We start from the raw sequence: 14,006 nt of genomic DNA on the forward strand, positions 1-14,006 counted from the left end.
GGGGCGAAACGAGAGAGCCCAGGCCAGGTGGAGTAGGGTATGAAAACATGCGAATTGCTCGAATTGCACACCCCGAGGGCATGGCGTTTGCGATCGTCGAAGGGGGGCAGCCGGATGGAACCGGCGCCACCTGCCGCGAGATCGCCGGCCACCCGTTCGGCCAGCCAGAATTCACCGGAAAATCGTGGCCCATCGAAGAGGTCCGGCTACTGGCTCCGATCCTGCCATCGAAAATCGTTGCCGTCGGGCGAAACTACGCTGACCACGTCAAGGAAGTCTTCGAGAAGAGTGCGGAACACCTGCCGCCGACTATCTTCCTCAAGCCGCCGACAGCCGTCGTGGGTCCGGAGGCTCCAATCCGCATTCCGGAATGGGCCACGCGCGTGGAGTTCGAAGGCGAACTGGCGATCGTCATCGGCCGCCCGTGCAAGGACGTAAACCGAAACAATTGGAAAGACGTAGTGCTGGGATTCACCATCGTCAACGATGTTTCATCCCGCGATCTGCAGTTCCAGGATGGTCAGTGGGCTCGCGCAAAGGGCCTCGATTCTTTCTGCCCGCTGGGTCCATGGATCGAGACTGCGGTAGACAGCATCGACATTGATAACCAGCCGATCAAGGCGCACCTCACGCACGATGGCAAGACGGAAACCAAGCAGGATTCCAACTCCAACCAGATGATCAAGTCCATCCCGGAGATCGTTGAGTGGGTCTCGTCTGCCTTTACGCTGCTGCCGGGCGATGTGATTTGCACTGGCTCGCCCGCCGGCACCGCAGAGATGGTTCCGGGCGACCGCATTGAGGTGGAAATCCCGGGGCTAGGCAAGCTGGCTAACCCGGTGCAGGCTTACGGCAAATAAGCCCGCGAAACTTCCGGCTTCGCGCTAGATCTTCCGCAGCGCTGCAGGCACATTAAGTGCCCGCAGCGCTGTTTGCAGCTTCGCGGACGTCTCCTCCGCCTCCTTCATCGGATCCGAGTCCACGACGATGCCTCCGCCAGCCCAGGCACGTGCAGTGTTGTCCTCCACGATGGCACAGCGGATAGAGACCATAAACTCCCCATCGCCGCTGGAATCGCACCAGCCCACCGCACCGGAGTAGAACTCGCGTGGGGACTTCTCCTGCGCAATAACCCCCAATGCATCATCGGTCGGCGTGCCACCGATTGCCGGGGTGGGGTGCAGCATCAGCGCCAAATCCAGTGCAGAATACTCGTCATCCCGCAGGGTGCCCGTGATCTGGGTTCCCAGGTGGATCATCTCGTTAGTCTCATGAATCTCGGGAGTATCCGGGATGTCCAGCTTTTCGCACAATGGTTCCAACACACGGCGATAATGCTCCACCACGAAGCGGTGCTCGCGTAAATCCTTGGTGGAATTCGCGAGTTCGCGCGCTGTGGCGTCATCAACAGAGAAGTTTCCGGTGCGCGGCGCGGAACCGGCCATGGGGAAGGCCCGGACTTCTTGGCCTTCGCGGCGGATTAGCATCTCCGGGGAACTGCCGACGAACATCGCGCCCTGGTACTCGTCACGGCCGGTGGCAGAAAGATCCACGGCGAAGCCATCACGGTAAGCGGATAAGTCGATTAGCCGGGCTGCAATAAGCAGCGGGTCGACAGTCTCAGCGAAGGTGATATCCACGGCACGGGCAAGGACTACCTTCTCCAACCGCGACTGCTGGATTGTGGCGACGGCGGCGGCGACCATCGCAGTGTGTTCCTCTGTGGTGGTCTGTGGCTCCACGGATTCCACGGTGAGGTGGCGGGCGGCATCCTTGCCGCGGAAGAACGCGGGTGGCTCTAGCGGGCCTTCGGCACGGGTGACGGTCTCCGGCTCCATGAGCGCTGCACGGAGGGAAGTGTCGAAGGGGAAGGCGCCCACAATCAAGTCTGCATCCTTGTTTCGGAGCGCTGTGGATGCTTCAAAAGGATCCGGGAAGGTCGCTTTACGCCCCTGGGTGCGGATACTGCGATCTGGTCGGGAAAGCAGGAAATCCGGGGCGGTTGCCGGTCGCTGCTCGTGGGTCATGGCTGCCATTTTACTGCTTGTGGTTTTGGCAGGCCGCCTCGGTATGGGGTCGGCGCTACGGGGTGGAGGGGTAAGTTTGTCGTTGCATGTGGAGCACCGTGGGGTGCCAGCAGTGCTTTTGTGAATTCTGGATTGGACCACTCGCATGAAATGATGGTGCTTATGAATACAGAATCAAGTGCACAGTCGACATCGGATGCACAGTCTGTCGAGTTTGCCACGGCAATGAACTACTCTCTTGGGGCACACAGCGGTGCCGAGGCTCTTGAGGCTGTCGCGAATTCTCCCTTCGACAAGGTGGAACTGTGGTGGCCATGGGATACGCCGCACCCTTCTGAGCAGCAGATGCGCCAGCTCGTGGAAGCGTTAGCCAAGGGGCGCCAGGAGGATCCGCGCCAGCTTGTCGCTTTGAACCTGTGGGCCGGTGACCTGGCCGCCGGCGATCGGGGAGTGCTGCACTTAGTCGGTTCGGAGGATCCTGAAGATGAGGGTGACTCCGCTATTACCGAGGAGCTTATCGAGCACCTCAATGTGATTGAGTATCTGCACCGTCTCACAGGTGTGCGTCGTTTTAATGTGCTTGTGGGGCGTGGCGGACGCGTGTTGCAACGCCGTCAGGTGCGGGCCTTCGCGGCGGTGGCGAAGCGCCTGGCTAGATTCGGTGGTATCGCGCTTATCGAGCCGCTTAGTGGAATTGAGAACTATCCTGTCACCAGTATTAAGGAGGCAGCGCCCCTCGTTGCTGCAGGTGGTCGCCTGCTTCTTGACGCCTACCACCTGGCCGCTAACGGTGAGGACTGGACTTGGCTTGCCGACCGTGGGCCGGGGTATGAATTGTGGCCGGAGCATATTCAAATCGCGGACTTCCCAGGTCGCGGTGTGCCGGGGAGTGGGGATACCCCGCTAGGCGAGTGGGTCAATGCGCTGCGTGAAGCTGGCTATGAGGGTGAGGTCGTCCTCGAGCACGTTTAGTGCGCGGCAAGGCAGTGTGTAGTGGGAACCTGATGAAGTTATAAGAGAATCGGCGTGTCACGAGAGTGATGGAGAGCCCATTGCCCCTACTGTTACTCTTGTGACTCATGTGACTTCTGTTAAAAGTGTGAAAACTGCGCGGTTTGTTGTGCTCGTGGCCATTTCCATCGCAATGGCCGTGACGATGCTTGCTGCCATGCTTGTCGGGGGAGGGAGTGTGGCGCAGGCTCAGTCGGCGCCAGCTCCCAAACCTGCTCCTGCGCCCGCTCCAGCACCAGCGCCTAAGCCCGCGCCTGCACCGGCACCTAAGCCTGCGCCTACACCTGCACCGGCGGGAAAGAAGGCGTCCACAATGGAGAAGGCGCAACCGGGGCGACCAGAGAATATTGAGTTCACCCGTCCTGACGGCAGTGTCCGCAGTGCGATCGTGAGCGTTACCTCGAACTATGACCCGGCCAAACCTGTTCCGGTTCTCTTTGGTTTTGGAGGGCGCGACGATACGCCGGAGAATTATCGCAACTACTCGCGCTTCTCGAACACGGGAGCGGCCAATGAGGCGATTGTCGTGTACCCACGCGGAGTAAACAATGCTTGGGAAGGCGCGCCCTACGCCACCACGAAGCGTGGCCAGGATGTGGATTTTGTACGGCAGATCGTCCATGAGCTGGGCACGAAATTCAATATCGACCGCAACCGCATCTACGCTGCGGGCATGTCCAACGGTGGTGGGTTCGTGATGAACCTGGCTTGCCAGGCGCCCGACCTGGTTGCGGGTGTGGTGAGCGTGTCTGGAGCTTTCTATAACCCGGTGAACGAGGGGTGTGCGCCAGGGTCGGTGCCGACGTTCATGATTCATGGGCAGCAGGATGAGCTGACCCACTACGACGGTGGGATGCTGCACAATGCTCCGTATCTTCCGGCGCCAAGGCTGATTCACTCGCGAGCGATGCGCAATGGGTGCGCTCCGCAGCCGGTAGTGGAGCAGAAGCCCAGCAATGTTACCCAGTTTGGTTACCCTGGCTGCCGGGATGAAGCTGTCTTCTGGCGCATTAATGACCAGGGGCACAACTGGCACTTTGCGCCAGATGTTGCAAACGAGGCGTGGAACTTCCTTGCGCGTCAGAACAAAGCGTTGCCGCGAGCCGCTGGCTAGGGGGGGATTGGTACCCCCGAAACGCCTCGCATGGGTCACACAAGTAGTCAACTTTTGATTTGTTTAACATGGGGTACACCCACCTTAAGTGTTTTGTAAGTAAAACTTTCTGATTTTTCGGATCAACGTGTATGTTTGAACGGTGCTTTTCAACTACATGCGTTCGAGTCTGACTAGCTCCGCAACAACCCACAGTAAAACCCACTCAACTGCAGCGACCCACGGTGGATCCGGCTCACTCAACCCGGTGCCCCGTCGCTCCAGTCGCTTCCGCAAGGCCACTCTCTCCCTGGCGGTAGCCCTTGGCCTCGGCATGGGCACCCTTGCAGGTCCAGCTTTGGACACAGTCGCCGGTACGGAAACTGCAACGCCCCAGGCTAGTGCCGCCCCGAACCTCATCGGCAGCCTTTCTGCCGGTTTCAGTGGCCTCGCAGGCTCGCTCTCCCCACGTCCGGCGAATAAATACCAGACCTTCAATGTCAAGGGAAAGACCCGCACCGCGATCGTCGACGTCCCTGCAAACTCGGCGAACCGCAAGAAGCCAATCCTGTTCATGTTCGGTGGCCTAGGGGTTAACGCTGCTGCGACTAAGAGCCAGTCTCGCTTGAATGCCATTGCAGGCAAAAACGCGATCATCGTTCACCCGCAGGGAATCGACAACGCCTGGGAGGGTGCGCCGTACTCCAAGACCCGCCGTGGCGAAGACGTTGCCTTTGTTCGTGAGATGGTGCGCTCCCTGTCCAAGCGCTACAACGTTGACACTCATCGCGTGTATGCAGCCGGCATGTCCAACGGCGGCGGTATGGCAATGAACTTGGCCTGCCAGGCTCCCGATCTGGTCGCCGGTGTCGTATCAGTTTCTGGTGCTTACTATGACGCCACCATGAATGACTGCTCGGGGCGGAACGTACCGACCATGCTGATCCACGGCGCACACGATGACGTGGTCCGCTACGGCGGGGGTGTCCGCCACGGCATGCACTACTACGGTGCTCGCGCTGCCTTCGACAACGCGGCGCGCCGTAACTCTTGCAACATGCGTACGCTCCATGGGGTGCGCGCTCACGCATTGACCGCTGGGTTCACCTACGACGGCTGCCGTGCCTCCACCGTGCTGTGGCGTGCATATGCCGGTGGCCACAACTGGAATGCTTTTGCCCCGGACGCTCCAAAGGCTGCATGGCACTTCCTTTCCCGCCAGCGTCACCTCTAGGCTTCAAGCCCTCTTGGCCTTTAGGCCTTTAGCTCCTTAATGGATCCGCATCCAGTGTGTGGCTGAACCCCCGCCTAACCCGCGGGGGTTTCTTTATGCTTCCAGCAGATTCAGTTCCCTCCGTGCGCGGCGACTAAGTGAACGCGAAGCGCTGAAAGCGAAAAGGTACAGTTAAAGACCATGAGTGAAGTTAGCGAAGTTCGCGTTCGATTCTGCCCGTCACCGACTGGTACCCCGCACGTCGGCATGGTCCGCACGGCACTGTTCAACTGGGCTTATGCCCGCCACACTGGCGGCAAGCTCATCTTCCGCATCGAGGACACCGATGCGAAGCGAGACTCCGAAGAGTCCTACCAGGCCATCATCGACTCCCTAAAGTGGCTGAACCTCAGCTGGGATGAGGGCATCGAGGTTGGCGGCCCGCATGAGCCTTATCGCCAGTCCCAGCGCATGGACATCTACGCCGATGTCCTAGAAAAGCTAAAGGAATCTGGCGACGTCTACCCGGCCTACTCCACCAATGAGGAGGTTCAAGCTCGCCACAAGGCCGCAGGTCGCGACCCGCAGCTGGGATACGATAACTTCGACCGCGACCTCACGGAAGAGCAGATCGCGCAGTTCCAGGCCGAAGGCCGCGAGCCGGTGTGGCGCCTGCGGATGCCCGATGATCGTATCTACGAGTGGCATGACCTGGTCCGCGGCGATATGAGCGTCGACGGCAAGACCGTCCCGGACTTTGTGGTTGCCCGCTCCAATGGCCAGCCGCTGTACACGCTTGTGAACCCGGTGGATGATGCGCTGATGGAAATCAAGCACGTCCTGCGAGGTGAAGACCTGCTGCCGTCCACGCCACGACAGATCGCACTGTACGAGGCTCTGGTACGAGTAGGCGTCGCTAAACAAGTACCTACATTCGGCCACCTGCCGTTCGTGATGGGCGAAGGCAACAAGAAGCTTTCGAAGCGCGACCCGGAGTCGAACCTGTTTAACCACCGCGACAACGGCATCATCCCCGAGGGCATGCTGAACTACCTGTCGCTGCTGGGCTGGTCGCTATCTGCGGACGAGGATATCTTCACGATGCAGCAGCTCATCGACAACTTCGACGTGGCGGACGTGAAGCCCAACCCGGCACGCTTCGACCAGAAGAAGCTGGAGGCTATCAACGCCGACCACATTCGCCTGCTGGAGCTCGGCGACTTCACCCAGCGCCTGCGCGCCTACCTGGAGGAGCGCAAGGACTTCCCCGCGGATTATCCTGCGGACAAGTTCGCGTTCGCCGCGGAGCTGGTGCAGACGCGCATCAAGACTCTTTCGGACGCCGACGGTCTGCTGCGCTTCCTCATTACTTCTGACGCCGATTTGTCCCTGGATGAGAAGGCTGCGAAGAAGAACCTGAAGGAGGACGCGGTGGAGGTTCTCGAGGTTGCCATCGCGCAGCTGGAGGCCATCGCGGACGGGGAGTTTAAGACTGACGTCATTGAGAAGGCTCTGCAGTCGAAGTTGATCGAGGAGATGGAGCTGAAGCCGCGTAAGGCCTATGGTGCCCTGCGCGTGGCCATCAGTGGCGCGGCTGTGTCTCCGCCGCTGTTTGAGTCCATGGAGCTTTTGGGTAAGGAGTCCACGCTGGCGCGCCTGCGATCCGCCCGCGAACAGACCCCGTTTGTGTCCTCGCAGCAGTAGGCGGTTACCCGCGCGGCGGGGAAGTGGCTGGCTGGAACCGAAAGCGGGTGGGCTGCCGCCAGGAGGGGTCGGTTGTCGCCGAAACGCGGTCGGTCACTGCCGGAAAAGTTGCGCTGAGCAGCTGATTTGCTTGTAATTCACTGTTCTGGTTATAGTATTCCTCGTTGCGAACGAGGTTCGCTGCGTTAAATGCTCTGCATTCAAAGGGCGTGTGACGTGCGAGTTTTGTTCGACAAACGATGGCCTATGGTGTAATTGGCAACACTACGGTTTCTGGTACCGTCATTCTAGGTTCGAGTCCTGGTAGGCCAGCGCCCCGTTCGTCTAGCGGCCTAGGACGCCGGCCTCTCACGCCGGTAACACGGGTTCAAATCCCGTACGGGGTACAAATATTGAATACGACGACCTCCGGTCGGCTTCACTACAGAAGTGGGCTGGAGGTTTTCGCTATCGTTGGCGGCATGCTGACGTCGAATGAGTTGATTATCTCCCAATACCAGGCGATCGGCCAGGATGAGTTCACCATCACCGATCCGTAGGGCGTACAGCTTGGCAGTGCACACCAAACCTGGAAGCTGGGCGATCTGTTCAAAGCTTCGCGCGGGGTAGAGGTCTTCGATGCCACAGGCACGCCTGTGCTTACGATCGAGGACCCGGTGAATTTCTTCTTCGACAGGTACGCCGTGCACCGAACCGACCCTGAGTCCGGCGAACACTCAGAGCTCGCGCACATTGCGAGGCGTCTTTCGTGGATCGGCGCTAAATACGACGTGGATATCGCCGGATATCCGCAAATGGAGATCAACGGTGAGATCTTCCAGCTCAACTTCGAGCTGACGAGCCAGGGAAGCACCATCGCGTGGGTGGACGCGGAGTTTCCCGGTATAGGCAAGGCGCTGATGGGCAAGACGACATACTGCGTCGCCTTCGAACCGGGACTCGACGAGAACCTGCATGCCGCTGTCCTTGGTATCGCTTTTGCACTGGATATGCGCCGGAAGAAGATGCGAGAGAGCTAAACGCGAATGCCCGCCCTGCCGTCGGACATAAGTGGCGCGCCGTCGGCATTACGCTTCACGGGGAAATCCTCCGGCAAGAAGATGCCGCGCCCTTCCTTCAGCGCCAGCGAGCGCCACTTCGTCCCCTGAACCCAGTAGACCTGCGGAGAAACCTTGCCGACCTGCATGGGGTAGTACTGCTCCGTAGCCGCGGCGAGCGCCATGATGTCATCCGCGGTGTTGTCCGGGCGGATCGCATGGATGAGGATCGTGCGCCCGCCGACGACAGACGCTACGTGACCATGGCCGTGATCGGGCAAACCCAGCATGTCCACCATGGTTGGGAATGCGCAGATCCATGCGGCTGCGAAGGGGAAATCGAACTCCAGCAGTTGCATGTCATACTGCGTTGCCGACGTAACACGGTGCAACTCGTTCAGCGACTTGTGGATCGTGTTGGATAGCGCCATGAAGAACAACGGCATGGACCCATTAGTTGCATCAACCCCGGGGAAGAACAACTCCGATGTTGGCTTGGCATCCATGTCGAAGCGGTCGGGGAGATCCTTATCCTCGATCGGGTTGAAGTGTCCGCCCTCCAGCGTTGCCAACATGCGATGGACATTCGGAATCGGGGAGGGCTTGGCGTAGGTAACCTTCGACGCATCCTGTGGCAATGGCGTGATGAAGGCGTAGACCTCCGCGCCGTTGGCGTTGGTGAGGGTGGGCGTGCCGTCGGGCTCAGTCGTGATTCGCAGCATGGTCACCGATCCTTTAATCCTGCTTTAAGCCCGCGTACCGGAATCGCCGCGGGATGTCACCGGCGCGCCGTCAGCATTGCGCTGCACGGGGAAGCTCTCTGGCAGGAAGAGGGATACGCCATCCTTAGTGGTGAGCACATCCCAGTGGTTATCGTGCACCCAGAACGTCAGCGGAGAGACGTTCACTGGGTGTTGGCGCAGCTCGTGGCGGGTCTGGGTCATCTGTTGCATAATGTTGTCCGCCGGCTGGTTCGGTACCACAGGGTGAACCAGAACCGTGCTGCCACCGGGCATGGAGACCATGTGTCCGTGGCCATGGTCAGGAATCTTGGTGATCTGCAGGAAGCGATCGAACGTGATGGCGAGCGTCGCCCCGAATGGGAAGTCGGACTTAACCTGGAAGAAGACATCGCCAGCGCTTGCAATCTTCAACGTTTCGAGAGACTTACGTGTGGTGGCCGTAGAAGCCGCTGACAAAAAGGTGTGGTTGCTCCCGGGCATGTCCATGCCCGGGAAGGTCGCGTCGCCCAGAACTGGCACGTCAAGGTCGAAGTCCTGCGGAAGATCAGCGTCGGAGAGTGGCTTGAAACCGGAATCTACGGTGGCGAGGAAGCGGTAGACGCCTGGCAGGATCTCCTTTGCGTATGAGTAGTTGCTGGCATCCTTCGGGGCAGGGGAGATGATGTCGTACACAAGCTCTCCATTCGGGGCGGTTAAGGTCGCGTTACCGTCGAATTTCAAGTGGTCGTGCTGAGCTCCTGGCTGCTGCGCTGTTGGCTGCTGACCAGCAGCTTCCTGCGCTGCTGGCTGCTGAGCGGCTGATTCTTGTGGTGGGGTGGTGTTGTTTTTGTTCTTCTTGCCAAATAGTCCGAACATGGCAGTGAGACTACGCAAGTTTTTAAAGCCTCGCATGGCTTTATTTCGGTAACTCTGAATGGCTTTAATTGGCGCCGCCTCCACAGAGCCGAGGCCAAGGTGCCTTATGGCATTGTCCTTGAACTCGACGAGGTAGATGACGACTTCGGGGACATCGACGTGGTGCTGGTCATCGGCGCGAACGACACCGTCAACCCAATCGCCGAAGAGCCGGGGTCCGCCTGGGGCCTGCCAGAGCTCTGCCCGGGAAAGGGGGGATGTCCCAAATTCCACGTCTTAGAATATAACTATTCTGTTTCTGCAGGTCAGCGCGTTGCCAAAATTAGCTGCACACCCGCTACTTTCAATAACTCGAAGATTTGGGACATTCGCCTGGAATAGCAGGCGGGATTCGCCCGGACAACAGGCGGGATCCGCCTGGAAGCTGTGGCTCTAAATCAGCATTGAACCGCGGCTACTGACATGCAGCGCTTGCCCATCGCGGAGCAGTACCAGTTTCCAATCCTTGCCGTACTTTTCCACTGTTTGGCTGATGACCTCGATGGGGTACGGGCCAGTCGTGCCCTGGGCGTGGGGGACAATGACAAACTCCGTGAGATTGAGGCCCGAGCAATCCGTGAGCTGCGGAGCCACAGTCGGGTCGTCCATCACAGACGCCGGTTCGACGGAGGGGCCAGCAATAATTGCGCCTGCCGAACTCCCCGCATAGGGTTTTCCGCTCCGAACAGCGTCAACCAGCAATTCGTCAGCCCCAGTGGACTTCAATCCGTAGAGCAGGCGGAAAGATTCGCCTCCGGCCACGTAGATGCAGTCCGCGGCGTCCAGTTCATTGTGGAAAGCGGCGGGGCTTGTCTCAGCTACCGTGATGGGAACCACCGCGTCGGCGACGTCCTTGATGGCATTGAGCTCTTCCTGTGCGAATGGAGCCTGCCGCATTGTGGAAGCGGCATCGTCGATGTAAAGAACTCTGCCGGACAAATAGTCGCCAATGTTGGGATGTAGATACGAAGCGAGAAGTAGGTTCATGGGTTTCAGCCTAGATCCTCACGCTTCGCTGCGTTAGGACTGTACTGCAAGCCCCGGCCTGCCCAGTTGGCACCGCTGCCCGCCTGTTACTTCACCTTGCCCAGGCGTAGGAAGACGGTCTCGCCGGTGGCATCCTCCAGCGCGTCATTATCCGTCACCGCGTACATCTGGCCATCCGCCGCGATGGTGAAGCCTTCAAGCTGGTAAAGCGGTTTATTTGTACTCTCAGAAAGAGGTAATCAAGAGGTAATCGTAACACTTTTAAATGAAAAGGGGTGTCAAGAAGGGGTGGGTTCTAGTAAGTTTCACGGAGTTCGCACGGTAGATTTGGAAATGCTGCCGCCGTGGCTGCATTGCTTGCCTACTGGGGTTGGCAATGCAAGGGAAGCTGGTAAGTCGTCGGATGCACGTATAAAGAAACAAAGGATCAAAGTTGGAATCTGTAAGAAAGTTCTTGTTCAAGTGGGTTGTTGGGATCCTATTTCTGGTTGCGTACGTTGCATTCAGAAGTTTCATAGGGTGGGATGAGCAAATGGACTGGTCCAGATTCTCGGAACTTGCGGCTCTAGGAACGCTTGGACTCTTCCTCCTGACGGTTTATACAGGTAGAAAAGCGGATTAGTGCCAGGCTGTTGGGATAGCCCAGTACCGACTATCCCGACAGCGTACGGCTGTTTAATTCACCTTGCCCAGGCGTAGGAAGACGGTCTCGCCAGTGGCATCCTCCAGCGCGTCATTATCCGTCACCGCGTACATCTGGCCATCCGCCGCGATGGTGAAGCCTTCTAGCTTCTCCTGCGTCCAGCCGTTCGTCGCGCGCAGCCTCGGCAGCACGTCCACGGCCAGCTCCTTCTTCACCATCGGCAGCGTGCCACCATTCGCGCCCTGAGCCTTGCCCGCACCCGCGCCCTGGCCAGCATCCTGACCAAGACTCTCGCCGCCCTCGGGCAACGTCACCTTCATTACGCGCTTGACCTTCGCATCCGGGCCGTTCAGCTTGTCACGCTCGATCACCAGCAGGTGCTTGTCATCCAGCGCGGTGATCTCCGACAGACCCATCCAGTCGCCCTTGCCAGCGGGCTTTTCCAGCTCGTAGCCGAACCACTGCCACGTCTTGGTCTTCGTGTCGTACTTGCCGATGCGCGTGGTGTTCTCGCCCTCTGCCGCCTCGAGCTTCTTCGCCTCCGGGTCCTTCCACAGCGGTCGCTGTACGGCGACGAATAGCTGTTCCACGCCGTTGGCGTCCTTGGCGGAAGTGACGCCCTCTAGCCCCCACTTGCCGATGTGCTCAGCAACGTCGGAAGGCAGTTCGACGGTAGAGGTGATGTTGAGGTCCTTATCGGTGTGGAATAGTCGGTTGCCCTTGCCGTTCTTGCCCTCGGACGCCAGCCAGAAGCCACCGTCGGCGGCTACGGAAATGCCCTCGATGTCCAGGCCCTCGGCCGGAGCACCGTCGCGCTTCACAGCGCGGCGCTCGGTAATCACGGCGGGCTGCTTGGAGGTGTCGATGGTGTACACCCAGCCGTTGGCGAATGCGGAATCGGAGGCTGCGTACAGGCGGTTGGCGTCCTTCGGATCGGCGGCCAGAGCACCCAGTGCGCCCCAGCCGATCGGCGCGTCGCCCTCATCGGCAGACACAATGGAAGGCTGAGATTCCTTGCCACCCAGGCGGTACAGCGTCACTGCGCTGCGCACACCGTTTTCCGGCTCGTCCACCTCACTGGATACAGCGAGCATGTTGCGCTCCGGGATTGGCAGGATGCCCTCGGGACCGTTGGTGGTGAACAGCATCTGCACGAACTGCGGGTTCGCCGGATCGTTGACGTTGTACACGGTAACGAAGTTGGAGCGTTCGGAGCCGACGAACGCATAAGTGGTGCCATTCATCTTGGCCGTGGCGATACCTTCGATCTCCACGCCCTTCTTCTTGGCGCGCTTGTTGTTGTGCAGGCCGTGGCGGATGGCCAGGTTCTCCACGGAGTTTCCGGCATCCCAGGTGATCTTGCCGTTCGTGTCGAAGACGGTCCAGCCGCGGGTGCCGCCCTTCCAATCGCCCTCGTTGGCCGTGGCCACGTGGTTATCGTCGATCCACGAGATGGCATCCGGCTCGCGCGGAGTCTCTGGCAGGGTATCGGTGGGGTTGATGATCTTGTCGGACTGCGTGTCCACACCCTTAACCTCGGCGTTGCCTGCGCTGAACACGTTAGTGATGCGGTTAGTCTCAAGGTCGATGATGGCCACACCGTTGTTTTCTTGCAACGTGACGGCCAGCTGGTTCTTCCCGTTGATGCTGACGTACTCCGGTTCCAGATCCTCTGGGGTATCCAGTCCGGCCTTCTTCACGATGTCCAGCAGTTGGCCGCTTTCGTCCTCGAAGCGAATCGGGGTGGCCTTCCAACCCTTTGGCTCGCCGGATAGGTCAATGGTCTGCACAAAGCCGGTAGGCAGCTGCGGAAGGTTGCCGTCATTGAGCTCTTCATTGCGCTGGTTCTCCATGGCAATAGCAGCCTTGGGAGTACCGGATGCGCCAGCGGGGGAGATAGCGATGGAGTCAGGCTGTCCCTTCAAATCAATGGAGGAAACACGGGTGCGGTCGGAGATGCGCACGATGTCTACGCGGCCCTTCGGGTTGGCGAAGTCCCCGCCCGTCTCGTCGATAACCACCAGCAGGTAGTCGCCGTACACAGCTACGGAGGTCGGCTCGTCCTTGGCGTGGCCCTGTGCCTTGAGGTCCAGGGTGCCGAGACCCTTTGGTGCATTCGGGTTGCTGATGTCAATGAACCCGATGCGCTGCGCCAGTGCGTCGGTGTGGATCAGCGTCTTGCCGTCCTTCGACACAGTGGAGATCTCGGCAACGGTCGGTGTGGACTTGTCTTCGCCGTCAGGGCGGTTTTCGTACACAGGGAAAGTCGCGGTGCGCTCGAAAGTGGACTGTGCGTCCGGGGTGCCTGGGTTACCTGGGTTGCCCGGCTGCAAGGAGCCAGCAAGGCCGCTGGAACCGGGTGCGCTGGAACCAGGTAGGGATGAGCCGACAGTAGACCCCGCAGAAGATCCAGCCGAGGAGCCGAAGCTGGAGGATCCCAGGGTAGAGCCGACCACGGTCTGCGAGCCGACCGTCGCGTTAGCTGCGGGAACCCCACCGAAGGGAACTACCGCCAGAGCCAGCGAGATACCTGCGATCTTTCGCTTACCAGCCGAGTTAAAAGACTTCTTGCCGTTGGACTTAACGCTGTTGAGTTGCATGGAGCGCCTTACACCTATCTGTTCTTATAAATTACGAATAACCGAACAGATTTT

The 14,006-nt window shown here is 59.4% G+C and carries 12 protein-coding genes, 2 tRNA genes and 1 pseudogene; 10 read left to right on the plus strand and 5 right to left on the minus strand.

The window, feature by feature from the left end; all coding sequences use genetic code 11:
- The first annotated feature begins 47 nt into the window (after window positions 1-47).
- Entirely contained in the window at window positions 48-860 is an 813-nt protein-coding gene (locus tag ACUY2T_RS03190) for a fumarylacetoacetate hydrolase family protein (RefSeq protein ID WP_448307546.1), read from the plus strand.
- A gap of 24 nt (window positions 861-884) precedes the next feature.
- Here ACUY2T_RS03190 and ACUY2T_RS03195 read toward each other — a convergent pair whose 3' ends face one another.
- Window positions 885-2,027, minus strand: a complete 1,143-nt coding sequence (locus tag ACUY2T_RS03195) for an isochorismate synthase (protein ID WP_448307547.1) — start codon at window positions 2,025-2,027, stop codon at window positions 885-887.
- A 162-nt stretch (window positions 2,028-2,189) separates the two neighbouring features.
- On the opposite strand from ACUY2T_RS03195, the gene ACUY2T_RS03200 reads away from it, so the two are divergent.
- The 8 genes from ACUY2T_RS03200 (at window position 2,190) to ACUY2T_RS03235 (ending at window position 8,067) form a co-directional block, all read left to right on the plus strand.
- The gene (locus tag ACUY2T_RS03200; protein ID WP_448307548.1) at window positions 2,190-2,999 is read left to right on the plus strand and encodes a TIM barrel protein; all 810 of its coding nucleotides are present in this window, start codon (window positions 2,190-2,192) and stop codon (window positions 2,997-2,999) included.
- Between the two features lie 109 nt (window positions 3,000-3,108).
- Entirely contained in the window at window positions 3,109-4,152 is a 1,044-nt protein-coding gene (locus ACUY2T_RS03205) for an alpha/beta hydrolase family esterase (protein WP_448307549.1), read from the plus strand.
- 157 nt (window positions 4,153-4,309) lie between these two features.
- On the plus strand, window positions 4,310-5,365 hold the full coding sequence (locus ACUY2T_RS03210; protein WP_448307550.1) for an alpha/beta hydrolase family esterase: 1,056 nt from the start codon (window positions 4,310-4,312) through the stop codon (window positions 5,363-5,365).
- Window positions 5,366-5,545: 180 nt separating this feature from the next.
- On the plus strand, window positions 5,546-7,048 hold the full coding sequence (gene gltX / locus ACUY2T_RS03215; protein WP_448307551.1) for a glutamate--tRNA ligase: 1,503 nt from the start codon (window positions 5,546-5,548) through the stop codon (window positions 7,046-7,048).
- Window positions 7,049-7,288: 240 nt separating this feature from the next.
- Window positions 7,289-7,360: transfer RNA gene (locus ACUY2T_RS03220), tRNA-Gln, on the plus strand.
- A gap of 1 nt (window position 7,361) precedes the next feature.
- Window positions 7,362-7,434: transfer RNA gene (locus ACUY2T_RS03225), tRNA-Glu, on the plus strand.
- Between the two features lie 6 nt (window positions 7,435-7,440).
- The gene (locus ACUY2T_RS03230) at window positions 7,441-7,587 is read left to right on the plus strand and encodes a hypothetical protein (protein WP_448307552.1); all 147 of its coding nucleotides are present in this window, start codon (window positions 7,441-7,443) and stop codon (window positions 7,585-7,587) included.
- A 45-nt stretch (window positions 7,588-7,632) separates the two neighbouring features.
- A complete protein-coding gene (locus ACUY2T_RS03235; RefSeq protein WP_448307606.1) occupies window positions 7,633-8,067 on the plus strand; it encodes an LURP-one-related family protein in 435 nt (144 codons plus the stop codon).
- Here ACUY2T_RS03235 and ACUY2T_RS03240 read toward each other — a convergent pair.
- Entirely contained in the window at window positions 8,064-8,807 is a 744-nt protein-coding gene (locus tag ACUY2T_RS03240; protein WP_448307553.1) for a hypothetical protein, read from the minus strand. The two genes, ACUY2T_RS03235 and ACUY2T_RS03240, sit on opposite strands and share 4 nt — an antisense overlap.
- A 24-nt stretch (window positions 8,808-8,831) precedes the next feature.
- The gene (locus ACUY2T_RS03245) at window positions 8,832-9,683 is read right to left on the minus strand and encodes a hypothetical protein (RefSeq protein ID WP_448307554.1); all 852 of its coding nucleotides are present in this window, start codon (window positions 9,681-9,683) and stop codon (window positions 8,832-8,834) included.
- Window positions 9,684-9,770: 87 nt separating this feature from the next.
- Here ACUY2T_RS03245 and ACUY2T_RS03250 point away from each other — a divergent pair.
- Window positions 9,771-9,912, plus strand: a pseudogene (locus ACUY2T_RS03250) (NAD(P)(+) transhydrogenase (Re/Si-specific) subunit beta); the annotation flags it as partial.
- Between the two features lie 203 nt (window positions 9,913-10,115).
- Here ACUY2T_RS03250 and ACUY2T_RS03255 read toward each other — a convergent pair.
- Together ACUY2T_RS03255 and ACUY2T_RS03260 are read right to left on the minus strand one after the other, a co-directional pair.
- Window positions 10,116-10,709 (minus strand): Type 1 glutamine amidotransferase-like domain-containing protein, encoded by a 594-nt coding sequence (locus ACUY2T_RS03255; protein ID WP_034975217.1) that lies wholly within the window; start codon window positions 10,707-10,709, stop codon window positions 10,116-10,118.
- A gap of 675 nt (window positions 10,710-11,384) precedes the next feature.
- A complete protein-coding gene (locus ACUY2T_RS03260) occupies window positions 11,385-13,952 on the minus strand; it encodes an esterase-like activity of phytase family protein (protein WP_448307555.1) in 2,568 nt (855 codons plus the stop codon).
- Window positions 13,953-14,006 lie beyond the last annotated feature (54 nt).

Source organism: Corynebacterium sp. 22-2729 (genome assembly GCF_053479475.1).

Excerpts from the sequence above, each read along its gene's own strand:
- ACUY2T_RS03255 (WP_034975217.1), bottom strand. The coding sequence starts at position 10,709 with ATGAACCTACTTCTCGCTTCGTATCTACATCCCAACATTGGCGACTAT.
- ACUY2T_RS03190 (WP_448307546.1), top strand. The coding sequence starts at position 48 with ATGCGAATTGCTCGAATTGCACACCCCGAGGGCATGGCGTTTGCGATC.
- ACUY2T_RS03200 (WP_448307548.1), top strand. The coding sequence starts at position 2,190 with ATGAATACAGAATCAAGTGCACAGTCGACATCGGATGCACAGTCTGTC.
- gltX (WP_448307551.1), top strand. The coding sequence starts at position 5,546 with ATGAGTGAAGTTAGCGAAGTTCGCGTTCGATTCTGCCCGTCACCGACT.
- ACUY2T_RS03195 (WP_448307547.1), bottom strand. The coding sequence starts at position 2,027 with ATGACCCACGAGCAGCGACCGGCAACCGCCCCGGATTTCCTGCTTTCC.
- ACUY2T_RS03210 (WP_448307550.1), top strand. The coding sequence starts at position 4,310 with ATGCGTTCGAGTCTGACTAGCTCCGCAACAACCCACAGTAAAACCCAC.
- ACUY2T_RS03260 (WP_448307555.1), bottom strand. The coding sequence starts at position 13,952 with ATGCAACTCAACAGCGTTAAGTCCAACGGCAAGAAGTCTTTTAACTCG.
- ACUY2T_RS03245 (WP_448307554.1), bottom strand. The coding sequence starts at position 9,683 with ATGTTCGGACTATTTGGCAAGAAGAACAAAAACAACACCACCCCACCA.
- ACUY2T_RS03240 (WP_448307553.1), bottom strand. The coding sequence starts at position 8,807 with ATGCTGCGAATCACGACTGAGCCCGACGGCACGCCCACCCTCACCAAC.